Here is a 22,732-nt window from a genome sequence, read left to right as displayed (position 1 = left end):
GACATTCTTCAGCGCCATTCATGGCCGAACAGCTCGGCTTCCAGCTCGCGGCGCTGGTTGGTCAGCACGCCGGCGCTGGTGCGGAACATGTCGTCGTGGATGCGGTATTCGACGGCGCGGCGCTGGGCCTCGGGCAGGCTGGATTGGGCCACGTAGACCGAATGCGCGGCCAGCGGCAAACCCATCATCTGCCCGCACAGCGCGTGCTGCTGGAGGCGGCGGTGCAGGTTGCCGGTCTGTCCGCTGTAGGCGCGCTGCACGCCATTGACGGTGAACTCGATCAGGTAGAACCCGGCGCCGGTGGCGCGGGGATCGCGCAGCGCGGCGGTGATCGGGCCCAGCGCAACGTATGCTGGCCGCTGCGCGGCGGGCAGGCGTCCTATGGTGGCTGCAATGGTGGGCGGGACTTCGCCCGATTCGGGTGGCGCATAGCCGTCATCGAAGACCGGCGCGCCGTCCGGCGGCGAGGCCGCGTCGGACCAGTCGTCCGGTTCGGACGGCAGCACCGTCACCTGGGTATAGGGCCAGAGCCCGCCATAGCGCGGACCGTAGTAGTAGGGCCAGGCGGGCCAGGGACGGGGACGCGGGCGGGGAAAGCCTGGACGGCCGGGGATGCCTGGACGCCCGGGCCGGCCCGGGCGGCCCACCATGCCGGTTCGCCCGCCGGCTTGCGAACCGCGCGAAACTGCGCTGCGCGGTCCGCGCGCCGGCCCGCGGCCCATGGACGGCGCCCGCGCAGCGCCGATCCGGCCGCCGCGCGCGGCGCCGCGCATCGCGCCCATCGCGCGGCCGCCGCGCTCCTGTTCGAGCTCCTGACCGAACTCGTACCCAAGTTCATATGCCTGCTCATATCCCATTCCGCCTTCCAGTTCGAAAGGCAGGGCTTCGAATTGCTGATTCATGCCAGCTCCTTCATGTGATGTTCAAGCGCGGCCACGGCGCGCGCCACGTCGTGCGCACTGTGCCCTGCGCGCAACAGGAAAGTCAGGCCTGCCGCGCCGCGGTGGACTTGCAGCAGCGCCAGTACGCCTTCGGACTGCAGCGCCGCCTGCAATGCCGCACCGTCGACGCCGGCCGCCAGCGGCACCACCTGCACCGGAAACGTGCCGCCACGGCACGCAATGCCCGCCTCCGCCATCCCGGCCCGGAATTGCCTCACACGCCGCAGCAAGGCCTGGCGCAGTGCGTCGCCGCAGGCGGCGTTGATGCGCAAGGCCTGCCGCGCGGCAGCCACGGCGGCCGCGCTGGGCGGGCTGGCGTGCACGCGCGTCAGGCTGCGCGCCTCGAAGCGCGCCAGCATCGCCGCGCTCCCGCCCAGCACCGCCAGCGGCGCGCCGAACGCCTTGGCCAGCGATGCGCCCACCAGCACCGCCCGGCCACCCGGGGCGGGCCGCTGTGTCCCCGCTGCGCCAAACGTTGCGCCAAACGCCGCGTCCAGGCCATGCAGCGGCAGCGAACCGCCGCCGTGGCGGCCCAGCAGGCCCAGCGGCTGGGTGTCGTCCAGCACCAGCCAGCCCCCTCCCCGCGCGGCGATGTCCGCGTAGGCCGACAAGGGCGGCGGCTGTTCGTTTCCGGGGCTGTAGCCGTCCGCCAGCACCACCGGCCGCCGCCCTTGCGCGCGCCAGCGCCGCGCCAGCCGCGCCAGGCCCGCCGCGTCGCCGTGGCGGAACACCTGCATCGGCGCGCCGCGCGCCACCGCCTGCTGCGCGCCCCAGCGCGCAATCGGGTAGGCGCCGCCATCGATCAGCAGCGCCACCGTCTCCTGGGCCAGCATGCCGAACAAGTCCCAGTACAGATGCAGCGTGGACGGCAGCACCAGCGCCGCTTCGCAGCCCAGCAAGGCCGCCAGCCCGCGCGCCAGGCCGGCCGCGCCGGGCGGCTGCTCCAGTGCCGCAGGCTTGCCCAGCGTGAGCGCGGCCCACGGCTCCAGCGCCGCCGCTGGGTGGCGCATGTCCAGATACAGTGCGCTCGTAAAATCCAGCACGCCCATCGCGCCGCTTCAGGCGCGGGCCTGCTGCGCGGCCAGGCGCTGTCGCAGCAGCACCGACGGCAGCGTGGCGTCCGACGCGGCATCGGCGCCGTCGACCGACAGGTCGACCCCGGTGGCCGCGCGGTAGGCATGGATGTAGCCCTGCGCCTGCGGCCGCCAGAAGCGCGCCCAGTTGAAAGCCTGGGTCGATTCGTAGATGTCGCTCCAGTTGCCATAGCGGATGGACAGCAGCAGTTGCTCGCCGAACATGGCCAGCGAGCGGAAATGCATCACGCTGGTGTCGGTCCACCCCTGCAGCTTCTTCATCGCGTCCACCCGGTCCATCCACGGCTCCGGGTAGGCCACCATCACCCGCGTGGGCAGGAACTCGCGGAACTCCGGGCGGCCCAGCAGCCATTGCTGCATCAGCATTTCGATGCGCGCCGTGGACGGCAGGTCGCCAAACTGGTTGTGCGCGCCCTGCGACAGGATCAGGTGCACTTCCTTGAGCGCGTTCAGCACCGGGAAGGCGTCCGCCTTGACGGTGGTGTCGTCGTCCTGCTTGTAGAACGACGTGAGCAGGCGCAGCAGATGGTGGAAGGCCTCCAGGAATTTCGAACGGCTGTCCGCCGGCCGGAAGTGCTGCACCGCCTTGCCGTCCAGCCGCACGCCGTAGTGGTGGTCGTACTCGTAGTTGCGGCGCACCACGGTGAGGCGGTGCTGCTCGTCCTGCGTATAGCCCCACAGCAGGTTGTTCAGCGGGCGCAGCATGTCGATCTCGGTGTTGGCCAGCGGGTCCAGGCCATGGCCGCTGCCCGGCGGGCGCAGATTCTGGAAGCGCTGCGTGATGGCGTTCATGGTCTGCACCAGCATGCCCTCCTCCAGCCAGTAGGACCAGATCAATTCGATCAGGCAGGGATTCGACAGGCGCTCCTGGATGATGCCGAAGCACAGGTCCGCCTCGCTGCCGCTGGCCGGGATGTTGATGGGGATGTCGGGCAGCTTGCGGCGGATCACGGCCAGGTAGGGCAAGGCCAGCGTGTTGCCGTCCACCGTCTCCAGGTATTCGTTGGCCAGCACGTCGGCCAGGCTGCCGCCGTTGGGAATGTCGCGCCGGTCCAGGTAGGCCGCGTCCTCGGCAGGATTGAAGGCCAGCGGCAGGCTTAGCACGCCGCAGTTGACCATCACGAACGCTTCCGTCGCCGCCTTCAGCACGCGGTAGGAGTCGGAGTCGCTGAACGGCAGCGCGCGGCGCGACTTGATCGCGTTGAAGGCCGCGTTCTTGCCGGCGAAGCGCAGGCGCTCAAATTCGGACACGGCCACGTTGGCGTCGCAGAACAACTGGTCCAGGAAGGCCAGGTAGTTGGTGAAGGACAGCGCCTCGGTGCTGTTGCGGATCAGGGTCCACAGCGGCAGGTCCTCGGTCGGCTCGGTCTCGGTGCGCGTGAGCGACACGCCGAGGTTGCCGCTGATGGGCTGCGGCACGCGCTGGTCCGCGTCGAAGTCGGCCGCCACGCCCAGCGAGGCCATCGAGCCGGGCGCGATCACGCCGGCCAGCTGGTCCGCCGTGAGCGAGGCGCCGGGGCCGCCGCTGCGCACCATGGGCATGCCGGCCGCGCCCTGCGCCGCCGCGCCTGCGGGCCGGCCGCGCCGCGCGAACAGCACCTGCGCCTCGAAGCGCTGCGGCCCGGCGTGGCGCATGATGCTGCTGAAACGGTGGCGGTCGCCGTTGCGCGCCTGCCACGGCGAACGGGGCACGATGCGCAGCGCGTCGTCGGCCAGGCCGGCGTCGCCGTCCACGTGCACCTCGGCGATCGCCTTGTCGCCGACGAAAGCGCAATTCTGGTCCAATTCACGGCAGTTCGACTCGAACGTCATCACCACCGAGGGGTTGAAGGCGAAGTCGAAGCAGACGTTCTCGGTGCAGCCGTTGCGCACCGCCGCGCACTGGTAGAACAGGGCGTCCATGCGCATCGGCACGATGTTGTCGAAGGCGGCAATGTAGGCGCCAGCGTCCAGCGCCGGGAACACCACCGCGCCGTCGGCGGCGGTGAAGCCCACGGCCACCAGCAGCGCTTCGTCCGGCAGCCACTTCTTGACCTCGTCCACGTCGCACTCCAGCATGGGCACGCCCTGCTGCGTTTGCGCCTTGTACAGCTTGATGGCGGCGTTGACCAGCGGCGCGCCGGTGAGGCTGTCGTGCACCGTCACCTGGACCGCCCCGCGCAGATCCGCCTTGGCCGCCGCGTTCTTGATGTTTGCCATGTCTATCTCCTTAAAGGATGGTGCTACGGTATTCGGTGCGCCGGTGCTGCCGGTGCTGCCGGTGCTGGGCCGCGTCGCCGCACAGGGCGCTCAGGTCCAGGGTGCTGCGCAAGGCCCAGTGGGTGAGCAGCCTGCCCAGCAGCAGGCTCTCGTGCTCCGGGCTGAGGCGGCCGTCGGCGCGGGCCTGTCCCAGCACGGCGAACGCCAGCGAGGGCGCGGCGTCGTACATCTTCTGCGGCGCCGCGCTCCATAGCCGGAACAGGCCCGCCAGGCGGCGCGGCTGGCGCGCGCGCACCGCCAGCACGTCCGGCAGGGTGCGCCCGCGCAGCAGCGCCGGGCGGTGCCGCGCCAGCAGCGCCGCCAGTTCCGGCAGGCTGTCCTCCAACTGCAGCAGCAGGCGGCGCTGCTCCGCCGGCAAGCCGGTGAGCGGATAGAACGATTCCCACAGCGCCGCCACGCGCCGCCACTGCGGATGCGGAAACAGCTGCTGGCCCAGCGCGCAACTGAGTTTCACCCGTATCCACGGCGCCGGGTGCGGGTCGTCCGGGTTCACGCGGAACACGAACACGCGCGGCAGGCTGACCACGCCGATCAGCCCCATGGTGGCCGCCACGCCCACCCGCGCCAGCGACCACAGGTCGGCCACCACCTCGGAAATCCAGCGCTCCCACAGCTGCCACACGTGAGCCGGAATCCCGTTGCCATCGCCGCTGCCGGCGCCGCGCTGCATGGACTGCAGCACCGGGCGCAGGGAATTGACCAGGTCCAGCAGCGCCGCGCCCTGGTGCCCCACTTCGTGGAACAGCGAGGATGCGATGCTGCTGCCGACCATGCGCTCGCGCGGCACCCGCACGATGGCCACCGGGTTGTCGCCGCCGCCGGGCAGCCGGGTGCGCGCGCGGCGGATGGCCGCGCCCGGACCGCGGTCCAGGTAGCAGATCACCGGCGGTGCGCGGTAGTAGTTGCCGGGCAGCGCCAGCGCGTCGGCCGACACCACGTCCAGCCCCGATAGCCAAGTGCCGTTCTTGTGTTCACTGCGTTGGGTGATGACGTCGTTGAACAGGTCGAACTGGGTCAGCGCCGCGTTGAACTTCAGGCGCAGGAAGGTGAAGCGGCGCTGGGCCTCGGCGGCGGTGGCGTTGCGCGCCGCCGGACCTTGCAGCCACGCCAGGAAAGCCATCACCATGCCATGCAGCCCGCGCCGCCCTTGCGCCAGGTGCGCCTCGATCGCCGTCTGCGCCGAGGGCAGCAAGGCCGCCGCCGGCACCATGGGCTCGATCAGCACGAAGGGGCGCACGCGCCGCAGGCGCGTAAGCAGCGAACGCGCTTCCTGCGCCAGAATCCACCGGGCATAGGAGCTGATGGCCATGGCAAATCAGGCTCCGTACAGGACGATTTTGCGGCCCTGGCGCGCCCAGCGGCCCGACGAACCAGCCGCGCCGCCCGAGCCGCCCATGCTGCCGCCCATGCCACCCGCACTGCCGCCACAGCTGCCGCCGCGCTGCCCGCCGGCCATGCCGCCCTGCTGGCCCCGGCCCTGCTGCCCGGCCGCCTTCAGCAGGCCTGGCGCATGCTGGCGCGCCGCAGCCGTGGCGGCAGCCTGCGCCACCGCGCGCGGATCGCCGCCGCGCGCCTGCGCGGCGCGGTTCACGGTGTCCGCCGCCAGCCGCACGAAAGTCTTGGCGCCTTCGTACTCGCGGTCCTCGCCCATCATTTCGCCCTCGGCCTCCAGACCCAGCGCGCCGCCCGCCGCCGACGCCAGGCCGCTGCCGATCTTGGCGCCCAGCGGGCCGCCGAAGTAGCCGCCGATGGCGCCCCCGGCCAGCGGCAGCGCCTTCTTGGCCACGCCTTTCAGCACCCCGCCCACGGCCTGGCCGACAGGAGACCGGATCACGGAACCGGCCACCGAGGCGGCCTTCTTGAGGAAATTGCCAAGGAACTGTTCCAGCTCGGCCTCGTTGGTGACGGACAGCAGCTCGTTGGCCAGCTCCATCTCGTCCGCTTCCGACAGCAAGCCGCCCTCGCCGCTCCATTCGCCCTGGCCAAACTCGTACTGCTCGCCTTCATATCCCATTTCCTGGCCAAATTCCAGGGTGGTACGATCGATGTCATGCATGATTAGCTCCCGATGGTGGTTAACAATTGAGGACCACGATGCGCTTGCCGCTGCGCTGCCAGCGTCCCCCTGCCGGCTCCTGCTGTGACGGCCGGTGCAGCAAGCCCGGCGCGTGCTTGCGCGCTGCCTGCGCCAGCGCCGCCTGCACTCTGCTTTCGGCCTCCGCCGTGTCTACGCCCGCTGCGGCCGGGCCGGAGGCCAGCGTACCGGCGATCAGCTCCCGCGCCATGCGGATGAAGTGGCGCGCCAGCGCGAACTCCTTGTCTTCCGGGCTGAGGCCTTCCAGCTCCAGGCCAAAGATGGCCGCTGCCCGCTGCTGCCCCGCCCTGCTGCTGAAGGGCATGACCGCCGTTGCCGCCTGCACCAGCGCCGACATCAGCGCCCGACCCAGCGGCGTGCGCAGCGCGGCGCGGCCGGCCGGGCCCGCGCTTGCCACCAGGCCGGCCAGGAACGGCGCCAGGCCGGCGCCGTTGCCAAGGCCGGCCTCCAGCAGCTCCGCGCCATAGGACATTTCCGTGTCGGCCTCCAGCGCCAGCGCGGATGCGGATGCCGCCACCGGCGCAGGACCTGCAGCGCCGGGCGGAAACGCGATCTCAAGTTCAGGCATGTAGTCGAGCAGACGGTTCATACGAAGCTCCAGTCAGGCGTGTGTACACCTGCCATTGCAAGCCGCGTGCCTGCCCGCATAAGGCGGAACGGCCGCCGCGATGCCGAAGAAGGCTTCGCGGCGGCCGCCGTGAGGGGGAAGTTGCGCGAAGCGGACTTCGCGCGGAGGGGTTGCCGGGGGGATTAAGCGACCACGGCCAGCGTCAGCGTGGCGACATAACCGTCGGTGACGTTGCCCGTTACGCTCGCCAGCTGCAGCGAGTAGCCGTCGCTGAAGATGTTATCGGTGGCGAAACTGATCTGCGAGAAATTGCGCACGCTGGCGCTGTAGCCGGTGGTGGCGTACACCTCGTTGCAGGTCGCGTTGGGGAAGGCGAACTGCGAAGTCTTGATGCGGTTGGAGGCGTTGCTGGCCTTGGCCAGCGTGGGATACACCTCGAAGTGCACGTGCGGCATGCGGCCCGCGTAGCAGCCGGGGAAGATGGTGGTGAAAGTGACTTCGCCGTTGGCGTCCGCTTCCTGTACGCCGCGCAGGTAGTTCTGGTTGGTGACGCCGCTCGAGTACAAGGAGTAATTGCCGTCGCGGTCGCAATGCCACAGGTAGACCGCGAAGCCGCCCGCCGCGCCGCAGCTGCTGTTGGCGTTCTGGATCTTCAGCTTGATGGTCAACAGCACGCCGGCGGCCGCGCCGGTGGCGCCGCCGAAGCTGCCGCGGATATCCTGGCGCACCACGCCGCTCTGGGTCAGCACATTGACCACGCCGCTGCTGTTGCTATTGGTGCCGTCGCCCGGATAGGGGCCGCCGGTCTCCTCGGGGATCACGGTGCAGGAGCCGGTGGTGGTGGTGGTGCCGCTGGTGGTGCTACCGGTGGTGGTGGCCGTGGAATCGCTGCTGCCGCTTGATCCGCCGCAGCCGAGCATGGGCAGCGCCGCTGCACTGGCCATCATCCAGCGCAGGGTCTTGCGGCGGCCGGTCGCCATTTGCATCATCTTGTTCATGTCTTCGGCCAGGCTGTGTCCGTGCTTTTGCATGATTTCTCCGCTTATACCGAGGTGTTGATCAAATTGCCGCTGCTGCCGGCATTGGGCAGCTTGTCCGACAGCGCTTGCAGGAAGCTGGCCAGTTTGCCGCTGGCGTCGGACGTATCGCTGCCGAGTGCTTCGAGCAGGCTTTGGAACGAGGTTTCCAGCGAGCTGCCGGCAGCATCCGTGCTGTCGTCCGCGCTGCCGCTGGTTTCGCTGCTTTCGCTGGATGAGCCCAGTTTCGCGATCAGGCTTTGCAAGTCCGCCTCCAGCTTGCCGGGGCCGCCGGCACCACCCGGGCCGCCGGGACCGCCGCCGCCCTGCGGGCCGTACGCATGAGCTTCGCCGGAGGAAGAAGTTGAGGACGAGGACGCGCCCTGCTCGTGCAATGCGCCCATCAGCTCGTGCAGGAAACTGCCTAGTGCCTGCGCGGCGTTGCCATTGCCCGTGCTATCCGTGGTGCTGCCATCGGCGCCGTCGGCAGCGGTGCTGTCGCTGCTTGAAAAGCCCAGCGACTCCAGCGCGCTGGCGATGGCGCCGACAAAGCCGCCGCCGTCCGGCGGTGGCGGCGGGCGGCTGCCCACTTGGCCGTTCTCGCCGCCGACGCCTGCGGCGCCGGAACCGGATTTGCTCACATAGCTCAACTGGCTGGCTGCGCTGCTGGAAGTCAGGGAACTGATCGTCATACTTTACTCCTTGCTAAGGTTAAGGGCGCGGGGGCTTGCGTTGGTCCAGCTGCTTGCGCTGCTCTGCGTTCAACACGCCCAGCAGCTTCTGATCGGTGCGCACGCGCTGCAGTTCCAGGTTGGACATGGCTTGCGCGGCGGCTTGCGCCAGCGAGGCGGCTTTGGCGTCGTCGTATTTGTCGGCCTTGCCCATGCTGTCCAGCGCTTGCTGCGCCTTGCGCAATGCCCTGGATTGCTCGCGCACATACGGCTGCTGGGCGTGCAGGATGCCGAACACCTGGTCTTGCTGCGCCTCGCTCAGGTCCAGGCCGTGCAGGAAACCGGAGCCGCGATGCGGGCCGGGGCCAGCGAAGCCGCCAGGACCGCGCTCGCCGGCGGGGCCGCCCGGCGGCATCCCGGGACCGCCGCCGGCACGGTGGCCGGGGCCGTGGCCAGGCCCGTCGAACGGGGCGTCTGCTGCGTCGGACGCCCCCGCGGCGTGCGATGCCAGCGGCAGCGTCAATGGCAGCGTCAGCGCCGCCGCCAGCAGCAGGTGATGCAGGGAGATCTTCTTGGTTTTCATGTCTGCTCCGGAGTGTTCGTAAGGAGCAGCCATTGTCCGGCCGGCGCATGTAAAGCGCGGTTAGCGCAACGTAAAACGGTGTAAAGAGCGCAGGTGTAAATCGGGGTAAAAGCGCGCTTCGGTGGCTATCTTGTTTGTTATGATGGGTCAATCGACATTCACGAAGCACGCCGCAATGAGCAAGGTACTGTTAATAGACGACGACATCGAACTGGTGGGCATGTTCCAGGAATACCTCGAGCAGGAAGGCTTCGAGGTGCGCACCGCCCACGATGGCGAAGCCGGCGCCGCCGCCGCCCTGTCCGGGCTGTACGCCATCGCCGTGCTGGACGTGATGATGCCGCGCATGAACGGCCTGGAGACACTGCGCCGCATCCGCGCCCATAGCCGCATGCCCATCCTGATGCTGACCGCGCGCGGCGACGATACGGACCGCATCGTCGGCCTGGAACTGGGCGCGGACGACTACGTGGCCAAGCCCTGCACGCCGCGCGAGCTGACCGCGCGCATCCGCGCCATCCTGCGCCGCACGCTGGGCACGCCGATGGACGCCGGCGGCAGCGCGCAGCTGACCGTGGGCCAGCTCACCATGTGGTCCGAGCAGCGCCGCGCCACCTGGGCCGGCACGCCGCTGGAGCTGACCAGCACCGAGTTCAATCTGCTGGAAGTCCTGGCCCGCAACGCGGGCAAGCCGGTCAGCAAGAACACCTTGTCCGAACAGGGCCTGGGGCGGCCGATGGCGCGCTTCGACCGCAACATCGACGTCCACCTGAGCAGCCTGCGGCACAAGCTGGGCACCATCGCCGACGGCCGTTCCTGCCTGCAGACGGTGTACCGGCTGGGCTACCAGTTGATCAAGGAGTAGCCGTGGGCCGCCTGTTCTGGAAGTTCTTCTTCTCCATCCTGCTGGCGCAGGTGGTGGCGGCGGTGGGCATCGGCGGCGCCATCTGGCTCAAGAACCGCGATGCAGCCGCGCCGCGCCAGCAGGACATCGACACCGGCCCGCGCGCGGAGGACGCGATCGAATCGGCCGCCGCCACGCTGGAATTCGGCGGCGTGAACGCCTTGCAAAGCCTGCTGGAGAATATGAACCGGCACCGCGTGTACGCGGTGAACGAGCAGGGGCGCGAGCTGCTGGGACGCATCGTCAAGCCGGCCGCGATACTGGAGGCGCGCCGCCTGCTGAAGCAGGACGGCGCGCGGCGCGTGGTGCGCGAAGTGAAGGCGGCCGACGGCCACCGCTATGTGCTGTTCCTGCCGTCACGCGAGAACCTGGGCGGCATCGGCATGCAGGCCGGCGGCACGCCGCTGCTGCGCAGCCTCGCCAATATCGCCAGTGTACCCATCGACAGCCGCGATCCCGCCTATCCGCGCGGACCCGGCGACTGGCGCGGACCCGGCGGCGGTCCGGGTCCTGGTCCGGGTCCAAATCCGGGCCCTGGACCTGACATGGGCCCCGGCCATAACGCCGGGCCCTTCCCCGGCACCGGCCCGGCCCCGGGCATGGGACCTGCCCCCGGCCCGCCAGGCCCGCCGCAGCGCCTGAAGCCGATAACGCCCTTCATCCCCATCGCCGCCGCCGTGCTGGCCAGCCTGCTGTTCGCAGCCCTGCTGGCCTGGTACTTCTCGCGCCCGATCCGCTCCCTGCGGCAAGCATTCGAGGCCGCGTCCCACGGCGACCTGGCGCCCCGCTTCGCCCACGCCACCGGCAAGCGCGGCGACGAACTGAGCGGCCTGGGACGCGACTTCGACCGCATGACCGCCCGCCTGCGCAGCCTGATGGATGCCCAGACCCGCTTGCTGCATGACGTCTCCCACGAGCTGCGCTCCCCGCTGGCGCGCCTGCAGGCGGCGATCGGCCTGGCGCACCAGCAGCCGGAAAAGGCCCACGCCACCATGGAACGCATCGAGCGCGAAAGCGTGCGCATGGACAAACTGGTGGGCGAGCTGCTGACGCTGGCGCGCCTGGAGACCAGCCCGATCAACCCGGCCCACGAGCAGATCAGCATGGCCGAGCTGCTGGACGAAATCGTGGCCGACGCCGAATTCGAAGCGGCCTCGCACGACCGCGCCATCGAGCTGCGCGGCAGCGCCGACGTGGCGGTGAGCGGCCAGGCCGACCTGCTGGCGCGCGCCATCGAGAACATCGTGCGCAACGCCATCAAGCACAGCCCGGCCGGCGGCACCGTGCGCGTGGAAGTGGACGCCGACGAAGCCACCGACCGCCTGCACATCCGCGTGCTGGACCGAGGCCCCGGTGTGGCGCAGGCCGACCTGCAAGCGATCTTCGAACCCTTCTTCCGCAGCAGCGACACGCTGAAGGACGTGGAAGGCCACGGCCTGGGGCTGGCGATCGCGCAGCAAGTGGTGCTGGCGCACGGCGGCAGCATCGCCGCCCGCAACCGCGAAGACGGCGGCCTGTGCGTGGAGATCGCGCTGCCGATTGCGCAGCACGATAGCGAAGAACGGGCTTAAGACCGGGGCTGGTTTACAGCTCCAGCCGCGAAATCTTGGTCCCTTCCAGCGTCAGGTTCGCCATCAGCCCGGCGTTGGTCAGTACCAGCGCCTGCACAGGGCTGTTGACGGTGGCGGTGTCGATCTCGCCATTCACGCCCACCTTGACGATGGCCACCGACGCATCCACGCCCGCCGTCCAGCCCTTGCTCTGGCCGAACTTGTTGAACGCCTCCTGCGTCATGAACAGCAGCACCACGGCCTTGGACTGCGCGCCCGCCTGCAAGCCCACCGACGCCGACGCCATGCTGTAATAGCCGCCATGCTCGCCCTTCACGCGCAGCGCTCCCTTGCCGTACTCGCCGCCCACCACCAGGCCGGCCGCCAGCACGCGCGGGAACACCAGTACCGCATTGGATTTGCCCACCAGCTCGCGCGAGCCCTTCACTTCCGCGTACAGGCGGTTCAGCGTGCTGTCGACGCCATGGTCGATTTCAGTGCGGACCGCGCTGGGTTCCGCCTTGCCGGACGTGGTGGTGGTGGTGCAGCCGGACAGCGCAGCGCCGGCGAACGCCAGCGCCGCTGCGGATTTGAACAGGAAGGTACGCTTATGCATGGAGCTCTCCAGTCGTCAGGGTCAGGGATATCTTTGCGATTCTGACACCTTCCGAGCAGGAGAACCTCTCCCTTCCGAAGCAGGCTTGAGGAAAATCAGGCTTTCGGCAGGGTAACGCCGTGCTGGCCCTGGTACTTGCCGTTGCGGTCCTTGTACGAGATTTCGCACACTTCGTCGCTCTCGAAGAACAGCACTTGCGCGCAGCCTTCGCCGGCGTAGATCTTGGCCGGCAACGGCGTGGTGTTGGAGAACTCGAGCGTCACGTAACCTTCCCACTCCGGCTCGAACGGCGTCACGTTGACGATGATGCCGCAGCGCGCGTAAGTCGATTTACCCAGGCAAACGGTCAGCACATTGCGCGGAATGCGGAAATACTCGATGGTGCGGGCCAGCGCGAAGGAATTCGGCGGGATGATGCAGACGTCGCTCTTGATATCGACGAAGGAGTTGGAATCGAAGTTCTTCGGATCGACGATGGTGCTGTTGATGTTGGTGAAGATTTTGAATTCGTCGGCGCAGCGGATGTCGTAGCCGTACGACGAGGTGCCATAGGAAATCACCTTGCGGCCGTCTTCCATCCGCACCTGGCCCGGCTCGAAGGGTTCGATCATGCCGTGCTGCTCCGCCATGCGGCGTATCCATTTATCGCTCTTAATTGCCATCGAAAAACCATTTCTCAAGATTGCAGGGAGGCCCCGGCCTGCGCCAACGCCATTTCACCCGGGATTTTACGCGAAAGCCCTGCTTCCAAGAACAATTCTGCAAGTTTTTGCTGGCTTCAGCCGGAATTGATTTCAGCAGCCGTCAGCGCCCTACGCTTATGCAAGACGCCCAACACAGCGAGCGCGCCATGGTCGACACGGTAAAAAATCAGAAAGGGAAAGTGCTTGAGTTGCCAGACTCACAAGGATCTATCAGGTAAGAAGTGCGCGTAGCGAGGCGATCCTATGGCGGGATTGCCACTCAGCCTCTTTACGAGGACCGGCAGCACCGTCATCAGGCAGGATCTCTCCGAATTCGTCAGATTTGGCTCGCGTAGTCATTCGACCATTATATGCCGCGCCGGGGCTTTGACTTTGCTCAATAGGCGACTTCGGCAAAAACGCTGGTTACGCCAGTCGAAAGCAAACCCTGGATCATCTCGTGCGTGACCTGGGCCGTCAGCTCGGGAGATTCCATGGGGAACAGGTGGCCGCCGGGGATGATGCGGAAGTTGTCGCCGACCAGGCGGCGGGTGGCGTCCAAGCCGGCCTGCCGGTTTTCCACGGACTCCGTGCCGCCGATGAAACCGGCCGGCACTTTCAGGCCCGGCTTGACCAGCGCGCCGATGTGGTGCGGCAGGCTGCGGTAGACGGCGGTTTCGTTTTCGCGTGTGAAGCGCAACTGCACGCCCTCAGGGTGCGGCTTGAGGCCGGCGGCGATGTAATCTTCCAGCACGCCGGGCGCCCAGGCGGCGAACATCTCCTTGCTGGCGAAGTGCTGGTAGGCGGCAGCGGCGTCGGGCCACACGTTGCGGCGCCTTTCCGAGAAACGCGCGGGGGAGAATTTATTGGCCAGCGACCAGTTGCGCGTGACCCGCAGCAGCATGGCGCGCCAGCCCGCCACCACCGGCGAATCGAGCATCACCACGCAGCGCACCAGGTCCGGCCGCATGGCGGCCACCATCACGCTCAGCATGCCGCCCAGCGAGTGGCCCAGCAGGATCACCGGCTCCGAATGGCGGCTTTCCAGCTCCGCTATCAGCTCCCGTACCAGTTGCGGCCAGCCGGTGTCCACCGGATAGGCGGGATTGTGGGCGTGCATGTCCAGCGCCGAAATGTCGTAATGCTGGCCCAGCAGCTCGAACAGGCGGCGGTAGGTCCCCGCCGGATAGCTGTTGGCATGCGAAAAGTGCAGCTTGGGTTTGTTCATTTTTATAGTATCTCCTTAGCTGCATTGTAAGGAGAGTCGCGGCCGGAAAAATAGAACGGTTGCTCTAATTTTTCACCTTGGCCTGCAAATACCGGTGCAGCTGCGACACCACCGCCGCGCCTTCGCCCACCGCCGACGCCACGCGCTTGGTGGAGCCGGCGCGCACGTCGCCAATGGCGAACACGCCTTCCACGCTGGTCTGCAAGGGCAGCGGCTGCGCGCCAGCGCCGGGCACGTCCGTTCCGGTCATCACGAAGCCCTTGCTGTCCAGCGCCACGCCGCAGGTCTTGAGCCACGCCGTGTTCGGATCCGCCCCGATGAAGATGAACAAGTGGTGCGTGGTCATGCTGCCCTCCACGCCGCCGGCGCCGCGATAATGCACCCGCTCCAGCCGCGCCTCGCCTTCCAGCGCGCGCAGTTCCACCCGCGCGTGCAGCGTGACATTCTTGAGCGCCATGATGCGTTCGATCAGATAGTGCGACATGCTGTGCTCAAGGCTGCCGCCCCGTATGAACATGTGCACGTGCTCGGCGTGCGACGCCAGGAACACCACCGCCTGCCCCGCCGAGTTGCCGCCGCCGACCAGCAGCACCGGCTCCTTGCGGCACAAGCGCGCCTCGATCGGCGTGGCCCAGTAATAGACGCCGCCCTGCTCGAAGCGCGCCAGCCCTTCCACGGCGGGACGCCGGTATTCCGCGCCGCTGGCCACCACCACGGTGCGCGCCAGGATGCGGCGGCCGTCGCCCAGCTCCACGGTGCGGGGCTCCCTGGCGCAGCACAGCGACTTCACTTCGCACGGAATGCCGATGTGCGCCCCGAACTTCTGCGCCTGCACGAACGCGCGGCCGGCCAGCGCGTGGCCCGTAATCCCGGTCGGGAAGCCCAGGTAGTTCTCGATGCGCGCACTGGAGCCGGCCTGGCCGCCCGGCGCATGCCCGTCGAACACCACCACGGACAGCCCTTCGGACGCCGCATACACGGCCGTCGCCAGCCCGCCCGGTCCGGCGCCGACGACGGCCACGTCATACACCTTGGCCGGCTCGAACTCGGGCACCAGGCCGAGGCAGGAGGCAAGCTGGCCCTCGTCGGGGTTGCGCAACGTGGTGCCGTTGGGGCAGAACACCAGCGGGAAGTCGTCCGGCTGCGGCATCAGCCGTTCCAGCAGCGCCACCGCGTCGGCATCCATGCCCGCGTCCAGCGTGGAATGGGGAAAGGTATTGCGGCGCAAGAAGTTCTGCAGCGCCAGCAGCCGCGCGTTCCCGGGCGAGCCGACCAGTATCACGCCCTCCCCGCGTTCCAGCACCAGCACGCGCCGCAGTATCAGCGCGCGCATGATGGTCTCGCCGATATCGGCCTCGACGACCATCATGGCGCTCAACTCGTCCGGCCGCAGCAGCACGGCTTCCACGTCGGCCACCACGTGCGCGTCCACCACGGCCGGCTTGCTGGACAGTTGCGCCACGTCCGACGTGAATTCGCCGCGCTTGGTGTAGGTGTGGATGGTGCGCTCGTGGCCCAAGCCGTCGCGCGCAACGATGCGCACCTGCCCGGACAGCAGCACGAACATGCCCGGGCAGATGCTGCCGGCGCGGTACAGCAGCTCGCCCTTGGAAAAGTGCGTGAGGTTGCCGAATCGGCATACCCGGGCCACGTCGTCTTCCGACAGCACGGGGAACATCTGGTGGTAGCGGGGATGGTCGCGCACCGTCGAGTCTTCGGTGGCCGAGGCGTCATCCGGCGGGGACTTGGTCATGGCAGGCGCTCCAGAAGGACTGCTGCAAAACTCCTGCAATGATACTCCTGTCCACGGTCAAGGCCGGCGCCAGTAACGGGGGTGGGATTCGCGGTAACGCTCCACGCCGAGGCGGCCGTTGAAATCCAGCGTCAGCGCGCCGGATTCGTCGGTGCGCAAACGGTCCGCCCCGAGGCTGCCGTAGCGCTGGTAGACCTGCGCTTGCGGGTGCTGGTAGCGGTTGCGGTAGCCGACCTGGAAGACCGCATAGCCGGGCCGTACCGCCGCCAGGAACGCTTGCGTCGACGAGGTGCCGCTGCCGTGATGCGGCGCAAGCAGCACGTCGGCCGCCAGGCGCCCGGCCGCGCGGCCCAGCAGCTCGGCCTCCTGCGCCGCTTCGATGTCCCCCGCCAGCAGCATGGCCCTGCCGCCGGCGCTGATCTTCAGCACGCAGCTGCGGCCATTGGTCTTCAGCGCCTTGTCCGCATAGCTGACGGCGGCGGGATGCAGCACCTCGAACAGCACGCCGTCCCAGGTCCAGCTCTGACCCGCCACGCAGCGCGTGTGCAGCCGCGAGGCGCGGACGACCGGGTGGCCGGACGGCAGCGAGCTGAGTGTCCATGCGGCGCGCACGTTTTCCATCACGGACAGGGCGCCGCCCGCGTGGTCGGCGTCGGCGTGGCTGACCACCATGGCGTCCAGCGCCGTGATGCCGCGCGCCCGCAGATAGGGCGCGATCACCCGGTTGCCGCCATTGGACTCGGGCGTGTAGGCCGGCCCCGTGTCGTACAGCAGGCGATGGCCGGCCGTCTCCACCAGCAGCGCCATGCCCTGCCCCACGTCGAACGCCAGCACCCGGAACGCGCCGTGGGGCGGATGGCTGGGCGCCGCCGCCAGCAGCGGCACCCACGTCACCACGCCCAGCCAGCGCACCGGCCAGCCTCGCGGCGCCAGCATCCATGCGGTGCCGAACAGGGCCCAGCAGAACACCCACGGCGACGGCACCGGCGCGGTCCAGACCGCGATGCGGCTCGCGCTCAGCCATTGCAGAGCCTGGGCCAGCAGCCAGATGATGGCGTGCGCCAGCTGCAGCAGCGGCGCCGCCAGCAGGTCCGGCAGCACGGCGCCCGCCAGCGCCAGCGGCGTCACCAGCAGGCTGACCAGCGGAATCGCAACCGCGTTCGCCAATGGACTCACCACCGACACCTGCGCAAACAGCAGCATGGTCAGCGGCACCAGCCCAACCGTGACGGCGTACTGCACGCGCGCGCCCATTTTCAGGTCCGCCATCCAGCGCTGGCGGCGCGTTAGTCGTATGCGGTGCGGCCGCCGGTGCGGCTGCATGTGCGGCAGCGTGCCGCTGCTGGCGGCACCGGCGATCGCCGCGCCCACGCCCAGCGCCACCATATCGCCGCTGCGGTGATGGGCTTCGGTCCGCCCCACCGTGGCATACAGGATGGTGGCGACAGCACCGAACGACAGCCAGAATCCCGGCCACATCACGGCCCATGGATCGAGCAGCACGACCACGCCCGCCGCCAGGCAAAGCACGTGGGTGACGCTAGTGAGCCGGTCGGTCCACAGGGCCACGGCGATCACCGCCAACATATATAGCGTGCGCTGCGCAGGCACGCCGAAGCCCGCAAGCAGCACATAGGCCAGCGCAGCCGCCATGCCCGCCAGTGCCGCCACCTTCTGTGCTGGCAGCAGCAACGGCAGCTGCGCGCGCGTGAAGAAGGAGCGCCGCCACAGCGCCGACGCGGCCAGCGCCACCAGGCCGGCGATCATGGTGATGTGCAGGCCGGAGATGCTGATCAAGTGGCTGATGCCGGTGCGGTTGAAGACCTGCCAGTCGGATTGCGGAATGCCGCGCTGGTCGCCCACCACCAGCGCCACGATCACGCCTGCGTACTCCTTGCCCTCCAGCGCTTTGAGTATGCGTTCCCTCAGCACCGCCCGGCAGCGTTCGACCACGTTGCCGAAGCTGACCACGAACGGCGCCAGGCGCTGGTTGCGGCCGTTCTGCCGCACATAGCCGGTCGCGCGCACGCCCTGCTCCAGCAGCCACAGTTCATAGTCGAAGCCATGGGGATTGGCATTGCCGTGCGGGCGCTGCAAGCGCACCGTGAGCCGCCAGCGCTCGCCCGGCTGCACCTCGCCTATCGGCAGCACTTCCCCGCGATAGCCCGCATACCAGGACAATGCAACCAGCGGCGGCACGCGCATCGTCCGTCGCTCGACCTCCTCCACCGCGAAATTGAAGCGCGCGCCGCCGTCGAAGCGGTTGGGCAAGTTGGCGATGGTGCCGACCAGCGTGACGTCGCGGCCTTCATCGGCCTTGGCCAGTTCGGGCTCCAGGGCCGATTGCGCCAACAGCGCCGCCCAGTAGAACCCGATGGCTGCGCCCGCGAGCGCCGCCAGCACGTGCCGCAGCCACTGGCCCCGTTCCGGCAGCCAACGCCGCAGAGGCACCAGCGCCAGCGCCCCGGCAGCGGCGCCCGCCAGCGCAACCGGCACGTGCGCTGGCAGCGCCGCCTGCATCTGCAGGCACGCCGCACCACCGACAAAGCCAAGAATCGCGCATCGCATACCGGCACCAGCCAAAAGAACCGATTATTGCGGAGCAATGGCCAGCGCGTACTACGCGCGATCAAACTTTGTTGCTGCAGCGGCGCGGGACGTTTTGCGAGTCAAACCTGAAGCACGGGAGCGCTTAGTTCGGTCCGGCACTGCGGCACCTCAACAGCGCCGGCAGTCATGGCAAGGGAATCGCAAATCGCGGCACTATTTGTCCGAATATCAGGCCTCGCTGCGCTTACCGCTCCGCTTGCACGCCACGGCACCTACTACGGCTAGTCCGCCAAGCAGCATGCCCCATGTTCCCGGCTCAGGCACTGCTGAATTTGCATACGCTTCCGTGGTAAAACGCAATTCGCCGTAGGTCACAGAAGTATCACTGAGGAACTCTCCATAGAGCACGCCAGTTGATGTGTTGACGGCCGGAGTCCCCAGCGAGCGAAGCTCGTCGAAGAAGTATTGGTCCGACCCGCCAGAGCCGAACATCGAGGCGATGCCACGCGCCCAGCCGCCGCCTTGCCGGTCCATGGTGAATATCACTTCCGCACTAAATTTCGCCAACGTATTTGGCGTCAGGTCGAATGCCAGGGTATGCACCGCGTTGCTGAACGCCAGTGAGCTCCCGCCCCAGTTCGTGGCCTCACTGCTTTGACTATCGGGCAGCACCGTTGTAACGGCCACACCGGTGTCACCTCCCTCGATTGTTACGCCGTAAGAATAAGCGGCGCTTTCCCTGACGTCGTACGGGTTATACACGCCGGCGAATCGAAACACATCACCGGTGCCGAAGGTCAGCGCAGGGACGATGCCATCCCCGGTATCGGTATCGATCAGCTGTACTGAAAAGCTTTTGATTTCAGTCTTGCCCTCAGAAGCGTGTACACTCGCACTAATGAACGTCAGGCCCAAAAAAATCATGCAGGAAACTAATTTTTTCTTATTAAGCATAATTTCTCCTTATAATTAAATATTGAATTTATTAATTAATAAGTCTGAATTGCCGTTCTATTTAACCAGAAATAAAAACTGTAAGCGAGCGATATTAATGGCTGCGTGCGCGGCGAAGAGTGTTCCGGCCGCCCCCGTGAATTGAACTTAGGACGGTAACTGTATGTGAACTGATTTTATGCGGAGGTGCGTCATGATGTGTCGGTCAATGCTACCAGGCGCCCCGTTTGCCGCAGCAGTACTACCAGCGCACGTTGTCACTATCCAAGGAACTGGATGCCGGTCATGCCACGGTTGAGCTCAAGAACGGGGGCTGACAGTGCGGATCCCGAAAACCCAACAGGCGCAGCCGAGGAAAATCGAGATCACGAGCACGTGAGCACCCATGCCAGCAAAACGCGGAGGCGCCATGAGCAGAAGGCAACGCTATACGAACATCGTCGAACGAGCCTTGCTGGCTAAGTGGGCCGCGCTGGCCGTACTGGCCTGCGCCGGCGCGGGCGGATGTTCCCGCTCCGATCCGCCGGCGCCGCCGCCCCCCGCGCCGGTGGCCCAGGCCGCGCCGTCCGGCAGCACAGGCGCGACGGTTGAATTGCCGCGCTTTGTGGATCTGGTCAAACAGCAAGGCGGCGCGGTGGTCAATATCAGCGCGGTTCGCACGCTCGCCCGGCCGCCGGTGCCGCCGGGCCACCCGTTGTACGAGTTCTTTCGCCGCTTCGGCGGCTTGCCCGACACTGGCGAACCCGACATCGGCAGCGTGGGCTCGGGGTTTGTTATCCGCCCGGATGGCTACATCCTGACCAACGCGCACGTGATTGACGGCGCCGACGCGGTAAGGGTCCGGCTGACCAACAAGCGCGAATACGCCGCCAAAGTGATCGGCGCCGATCCGTACACCGACGTTGCGCTGCTCAAGATCGACGCCAGCGGTCTGCAGACCGTGCACGCTGGCGACCCGGCACGGATGGAACCGGGCGAGTGGGTCGCTGCCATCGGCTCGCCGTTCGGGTTCGACAACAGCGTGACGGTCGGCGTGGTCAGCGCCAAGGGCCGCTTGCTGCCGAATGGAAGTTACGTTCCATTCATCCAGACCGACGTCGCCGTCAATCCCGGCAATTCGGGCGGGCCGCTGTTTGACACGCGCGGCAATGTCATCGGCATCAATTCCCAGATCTATAGCCAGACCGGCGGCTACATGGGGATCTCGTTCGCGATCCCGATCGATATCGCGATGGACATATCGGAGCAGCTGCGCCAGCACGGCCGGGTTGTGCGCGGACGCATCGGGGTGCAACTGCAGGAACTGACCTACCAGCTTGCCGACACGCTCGAGCTTGCCGACACCCAGGGTGCGCTGGTCACCGCAGTCGAGCGTGGCGGCCCAGCGCACCGCGGCGGCATCCGGCCCGGCGACGTGATTCTGTCGCTGGACGGCCAGGCGGTAGCAACCACGGCCGACCTTGCGCGGCTGATCGGCAGCGCCCGCCCCGGCTCCACCGTTACTGCGGAAGTCTGGCGCAACGGCGCGAAATCCAGCGTGAAAATTGAAGTGGACGAACAGCGCGGCATGGGATAGTCCTTGGCTGCACGATAACGACGGGCCGTCGGTGGCGCCCTCCTACCGATCAGCGCCTTATACTGGGCTTGTGCACCGCACGAACCCGCTGCGGTCCCTTCCACCTGGCCTAAAGGAACCGCCATGCTTCCCTACTTCCCGAATTTCACTTCGCTAACCATTCCAGCGGTGTCCTCCGCAGGCAGCATGTGGGACCAGATCTTTTCCGTGTACCACCGCGCGTTCGAGCGCAGCAATCACGAATTGTGGACCAGCTCGGCCTGCATCATCCAGGAGCATGCCACCCGTGCCTGGATAGACGCGTCGCAATCGTGCATGGCAGCGCTTGCTGAGAACGCCGCCGAAATCCAGCAGCGTGCAGTCGCAGGAATGCTTGGCGCCCAGCAGCAGGCGGCTACGATTGCCGCTACGGAAGTTACTCAGGCTCTCAATGGGCAGTAAGGCACTGCGGAAAAAGTTCAAAGAGAAATGACGTATCTCAAGAAAATAAAGGTAGCCGCAGAACAGCCAGGTCCAATTATGGGGAGCACGTCATGAGGGCGTACTAATCGAAATCAAACTCGGTGGCGGCGGCGAGGCGCTTGGGGGCTTTGCGGGTCCAGCTTTGCGCCAGCAGACGGTGCACGGTAGCCGGCTTGGCCTGGGCAAGGGTCACGCGGACGCCGGCCACGTGCGCGCCCCATGGCAGCGGGGCATAGATGTCGGGATCGGCCGCGATCAAAGGGTCGCGCTGCTCGTCGTCGACGAAGATGTGGAGAAACTCGCCGCCCGGCGGGGAGGTGGCGAAAATCTTGCCCTTCACACGGAACGAGGTGTAGTCGAAATGCGGCTCTTCCGTCGTTTCAGGAAGGGACAGGGCGTACTTGCGCGCTTGCTCGAGTTTCATCTAGACCTCCAGGAGACTGGACATCCGGGGCAGTATGGCGCGCGCGTTGGCGCCGGTGGCGATGCGGACTTCGTCCACGCCAATGCCGCGCAGCTCGGCCAGCACTTCGCCGATGCGCGGGATCTGCTGCGGGGTGTTCACGCCGGGATGGACCCAGGCCGGCGAGATGTCGGGCGCATCGGTCTCCAGCACGATGGACGACAGCGGCAGCTCCGCCGCCAGGCGCCGGATCTGCAAGGCGCGCGTGAAGGTCATGTTGCCGCCGAAGCCGAGCTTGAAGCCGACGTCGATATAACCCTGCGCCTGCTGGAAGCTGCCGTTGAAGGCGTGCGCAATACCGCCGTTGGGCCTGATCTGGCGCACGTGCTTGAGCACCTGGTCCTGCGACTTGCGCACGTGCGTGAGCACCGGCAGGTTGAAGTCGCGCGCTATCCTGAGCTGCTCGCGCAGGAAGTGCACCTGCTTGTCGCGCATGGCCGGTTCGGCCAGCTCGGGAATGAAGAAGTCCAGCCCGATCTCGCCGACGGCCACGAAGCGCGGATCGTCCATGGACGCTTCCACCTTGGCGCGCAGCGCGGCCAGATCCTCGTCGGTGGACTTGGGCACGCAAATCGGGTGGATGCCCAGCCCGTAGCAGGCGTTGGGCGCCTGCGCGCCCAGCCCGGCCACGGTGTCCAGGTTGTGCCGGTCAATCGCCGGAATCACGATCATGGACACGCCCTGCTCTGCCGCCAGGCGCGCCACGTCCAGCGAGGCGCCGCCGTACTCGCGCGCGTCCAGGTGGCAGTGCGTGTCTATCCACATA

Annotated in this window: 21 protein-coding genes; 4 read left to right on the top strand and 17 right to left on the bottom strand. The window is 67.5% G+C overall.

Annotated features, from left to right (window positions below; all coding sequences use genetic code 11):
* Positions 1-8: 8 nt before the first annotated feature.
* The 9 genes from AC56DV_RS28470 to AC56DV_RS28430 all read right to left on the bottom strand — a co-directional run bounded on the left by AC56DV_RS28470 (position 9) and on the right by AC56DV_RS28430 (position 9,227).
* A complete protein-coding gene (locus AC56DV_RS28470; protein WP_496317574.1) occupies positions 9-902 on the bottom strand; it encodes a hypothetical protein in 894 nt (297 codons plus the stop codon).
* A complete protein-coding gene (locus AC56DV_RS28465) occupies positions 899-1,984 on the bottom strand; it encodes an aminotransferase class I/II-fold pyridoxal phosphate-dependent enzyme (RefSeq protein ID WP_496317573.1) in 1,086 nt (361 codons plus the stop codon). Before AC56DV_RS28465 ends, AC56DV_RS28470 begins: the two co-directional genes overlap by 4 nt.
* 15 nt (positions 1,985-1,999) lie before the next feature.
* Positions 2,000-4,234 carry an 8-amino-7-oxononanoate synthase gene (locus AC56DV_RS28460; RefSeq protein ID WP_496317572.1) on the bottom strand — a complete coding sequence of 745 codons (2,235 nt, stop codon included), beginning with the start codon at positions 4,232-4,234 and terminating at the stop codon, positions 2,000-2,002.
* Between the two features lie 10 nt (positions 4,235-4,244).
* The gene (locus AC56DV_RS28455; protein ID WP_496317571.1) at positions 4,245-5,603 is read right to left on the bottom strand and encodes a hypothetical protein; all 1,359 of its coding nucleotides are present in this window, start codon (positions 5,601-5,603) and stop codon (positions 4,245-4,247) included.
* A gap of 6 nt (positions 5,604-5,609) precedes the next feature.
* The gene (locus AC56DV_RS28450) at positions 5,610-6,350 is read right to left on the bottom strand and encodes a hypothetical protein (protein ID WP_496317570.1); all 741 of its coding nucleotides are present in this window, start codon (positions 6,348-6,350) and stop codon (positions 5,610-5,612) included.
* A gap of 19 nt (positions 6,351-6,369) precedes the next feature.
* On the bottom strand, positions 6,370-6,978 hold the full coding sequence (locus tag AC56DV_RS28445) for a hypothetical protein (protein WP_496317569.1): 609 nt from the start codon (positions 6,976-6,978) through the stop codon (positions 6,370-6,372).
* 161 nt (positions 6,979-7,139) lie between these two features.
* Positions 7,140-7,988, bottom strand: coding sequence for a peptidase associated/transthyretin-like domain-containing protein (locus AC56DV_RS28440; RefSeq protein ID WP_496317568.1), 849 nt, complete (start codon positions 7,986-7,988; stop codon positions 7,140-7,142).
* An 11-nt stretch (positions 7,989-7,999) separates the two neighbouring features.
* Positions 8,000-8,665, bottom strand: a complete 666-nt coding sequence (locus tag AC56DV_RS28435; protein WP_496317567.1) for a hypothetical protein — start codon at positions 8,663-8,665, stop codon at positions 8,000-8,002.
* 19 nt (positions 8,666-8,684) lie between these two features.
* Positions 8,685-9,227, bottom strand: a complete 543-nt coding sequence (locus tag AC56DV_RS28430) for a Spy/CpxP family protein refolding chaperone (protein WP_496317566.1) — start codon at positions 9,225-9,227, stop codon at positions 8,685-8,687.
* Between the two features lie 175 nt (positions 9,228-9,402).
* Between AC56DV_RS28430 and AC56DV_RS28425 the strand changes: the two genes are divergently transcribed.
* Together AC56DV_RS28425 and AC56DV_RS28420 are read left to right on the top strand one after the other, a co-directional pair.
* The gene (locus AC56DV_RS28425; RefSeq protein ID WP_496317565.1) at positions 9,403-10,092 is read left to right on the top strand and encodes a response regulator transcription factor; all 690 of its coding nucleotides are present in this window, start codon (positions 9,403-9,405) and stop codon (positions 10,090-10,092) included.
* 2 nt (positions 10,093-10,094) lie between these two features.
* The gene (locus AC56DV_RS28420) at positions 10,095-11,702 is read left to right on the top strand and encodes a sensor histidine kinase (protein ID WP_496317564.1); all 1,608 of its coding nucleotides are present in this window, start codon (positions 10,095-10,097) and stop codon (positions 11,700-11,702) included.
* A gap of 13 nt (positions 11,703-11,715) precedes the next feature.
* Here the strand turns inward: AC56DV_RS28420 and AC56DV_RS28415 are convergent, their stop codons facing one another.
* The 6 genes from AC56DV_RS28415 to AC56DV_RS28390 all read right to left on the bottom strand — a co-directional run bounded on the left by AC56DV_RS28415 (position 11,716) and on the right by AC56DV_RS28390 (position 19,465).
* Positions 11,716-12,297 (bottom strand): BPSL1445 family SYLF domain-containing lipoprotein, encoded by a 582-nt coding sequence (locus tag AC56DV_RS28415; RefSeq protein ID WP_496317563.1) that lies wholly within the window; start codon positions 12,295-12,297, stop codon positions 11,716-11,718.
* A 95-nt stretch (positions 12,298-12,392) separates the two neighbouring features.
* The gene (gene dcd, locus AC56DV_RS28410; protein ID WP_496317562.1) at positions 12,393-12,959 is read right to left on the bottom strand and encodes a dCTP deaminase; all 567 of its coding nucleotides are present in this window, start codon (positions 12,957-12,959) and stop codon (positions 12,393-12,395) included.
* A 418-nt stretch (positions 12,960-13,377) separates the two neighbouring features.
* Entirely contained in the window at positions 13,378-14,208 is an 831-nt protein-coding gene (locus AC56DV_RS28405; protein ID WP_496317561.1) for an alpha/beta fold hydrolase, read from the bottom strand.
* 64 nt (positions 14,209-14,272) lie between these two features.
* A complete protein-coding gene (locus tag AC56DV_RS28400; RefSeq protein ID WP_496317560.1) occupies positions 14,273-15,961 on the bottom strand; it encodes an FAD-dependent oxidoreductase in 1,689 nt (562 codons plus the stop codon).
* Positions 15,962-16,018: 57 nt separating this feature from the next.
* Positions 16,019-18,529 (bottom strand): DNA internalization-related competence protein ComEC/Rec2, encoded by a 2,511-nt coding sequence (locus tag AC56DV_RS28395; RefSeq protein ID WP_496317559.1) that lies wholly within the window; start codon positions 18,527-18,529, stop codon positions 16,019-16,021.
* Positions 18,530-18,739: 210 nt separating this feature from the next.
* Positions 18,740-19,465 carry a PEP-CTERM sorting domain-containing protein gene (locus AC56DV_RS28390; RefSeq protein WP_496317558.1) on the bottom strand — a complete coding sequence of 242 codons (726 nt, stop codon included), beginning with the start codon at positions 19,463-19,465 and terminating at the stop codon, positions 18,740-18,742.
* Between the two features lie 409 nt (positions 19,466-19,874).
* On the opposite strand from AC56DV_RS28390, the gene AC56DV_RS28385 reads away from it, so the two are divergent.
* The gene (locus AC56DV_RS28385; RefSeq protein ID WP_496317557.1) at positions 19,875-21,041 is read left to right on the top strand and encodes a trypsin-like peptidase domain-containing protein; all 1,167 of its coding nucleotides are present in this window, start codon (positions 19,875-19,877) and stop codon (positions 21,039-21,041) included.
* Between the two features lie 123 nt (positions 21,042-21,164).
* Positions 21,165-21,482 (top strand): hypothetical protein, encoded by a 318-nt coding sequence (locus tag AC56DV_RS28380; protein WP_496317556.1) that lies wholly within the window; start codon positions 21,165-21,167, stop codon positions 21,480-21,482.
* 103 nt (positions 21,483-21,585) lie between these two features.
* Here AC56DV_RS28380 and AC56DV_RS28375 read toward each other — a convergent pair whose 3' ends face one another.
* Both AC56DV_RS28375 and AC56DV_RS28370 read right to left on the bottom strand, forming a co-directional pair.
* Entirely contained in the window at positions 21,586-21,927 is a 342-nt protein-coding gene (locus tag AC56DV_RS28375; protein WP_496317555.1) for an MmcQ/YjbR family DNA-binding protein, read from the bottom strand.
* Positions 21,928-22,731 carry a TatD family hydrolase gene (locus tag AC56DV_RS28370; RefSeq protein ID WP_496317554.1) on the bottom strand — a complete coding sequence of 268 codons (804 nt, stop codon included), beginning with the start codon at positions 22,729-22,731 and terminating at the stop codon, positions 21,928-21,930.
* Between the last annotated feature and the right edge of the window lies 1 nt (position 22,732).

It is taken from the genome of Massilia sp. BGA-UO-ETr-WB1 (assembly GCF_059567845.1).
The sequence above is the reverse complement of the archived record's forward strand: the minus strand, read 5'-3'. Positions and strand labels throughout refer to the sequence as shown.

Coding starts and splice junctions, on each gene's coding strand:
- AC56DV_RS28375 (WP_496317555.1), bottom strand. CDS start 21,927: ATGAAACTCGAGCAAGCGCGCAAGTACGCCCTGTCCCTTCCTGAAACG.
- AC56DV_RS28395 (WP_496317559.1), bottom strand. CDS start 18,529: ATGCGATGCGCGATTCTTGGCTTTGTCGGTGGTGCGGCGTGCCTGCAG.
- AC56DV_RS28455 (WP_496317571.1), bottom strand. CDS start 5,603: ATGGCCATCAGCTCCTATGCCCGGTGGATTCTGGCGCAGGAAGCGCGT.
- AC56DV_RS28380 (WP_496317556.1), top strand. CDS start 21,165: ATGCTTCCCTACTTCCCGAATTTCACTTCGCTAACCATTCCAGCGGTG.
- AC56DV_RS28445 (WP_496317569.1), bottom strand. CDS start 6,978: ATGAACCGTCTGCTCGACTACATGCCTGAACTTGAGATCGCGTTTCCG.
- AC56DV_RS28400 (WP_496317560.1), bottom strand. CDS start 15,961: ATGACCAAGTCCCCGCCGGATGACGCCTCGGCCACCGAAGACTCGACG.
- AC56DV_RS28385 (WP_496317557.1), top strand. CDS start 19,875: ATGAGCAGAAGGCAACGCTATACGAACATCGTCGAACGAGCCTTGCTG.
- AC56DV_RS28370 (WP_496317554.1), bottom strand. CDS start 22,731: ATGTGGATAGACACGCACTGCCACCTGGACGCGCGCGAGTACGGCGGC.
- AC56DV_RS28435 (WP_496317567.1), bottom strand. CDS start 8,665: ATGACGATCAGTTCCCTGACTTCCAGCAGCGCAGCCAGCCAGTTGAGC.
- AC56DV_RS28440 (WP_496317568.1), bottom strand. CDS start 7,988: ATGCAAAAGCACGGACACAGCCTGGCCGAAGACATGAACAAGATGATG.
- AC56DV_RS28470 (WP_496317574.1), bottom strand. CDS start 902: ATGAATCAGCAATTCGAAGCCCTGCCTTTCGAACTGGAAGGCGGAATG.
- AC56DV_RS28405 (WP_496317561.1), bottom strand. CDS start 14,208: ATGAACAAACCCAAGCTGCACTTTTCGCATGCCAACAGCTATCCGGCG.
- AC56DV_RS28430 (WP_496317566.1), bottom strand. CDS start 9,227: ATGAAAACCAAGAAGATCTCCCTGCATCACCTGCTGCTGGCGGCGGCG.
- AC56DV_RS28425 (WP_496317565.1), top strand. CDS start 9,403: ATGAGCAAGGTACTGTTAATAGACGACGACATCGAACTGGTGGGCATG.
- AC56DV_RS28390 (WP_496317558.1), bottom strand. CDS start 19,465: ATGCTTAATAAGAAAAAATTAGTTTCCTGCATGATTTTTTTGGGCCTG.
- AC56DV_RS28460 (WP_496317572.1), bottom strand. CDS start 4,234: ATGGCAAACATCAAGAACGCGGCGGCCAAGGCGGATCTGCGCGGGGCG.
- dcd (WP_496317562.1), bottom strand. CDS start 12,959: ATGGCAATTAAGAGCGATAAATGGATACGCCGCATGGCGGAGCAGCAC.
- AC56DV_RS28450 (WP_496317570.1), bottom strand. CDS start 6,350: ATGCATGACATCGATCGTACCACCCTGGAATTTGGCCAGGAAATGGGA.
- AC56DV_RS28415 (WP_496317563.1), bottom strand. CDS start 12,297: ATGCATAAGCGTACCTTCCTGTTCAAATCCGCAGCGGCGCTGGCGTTC.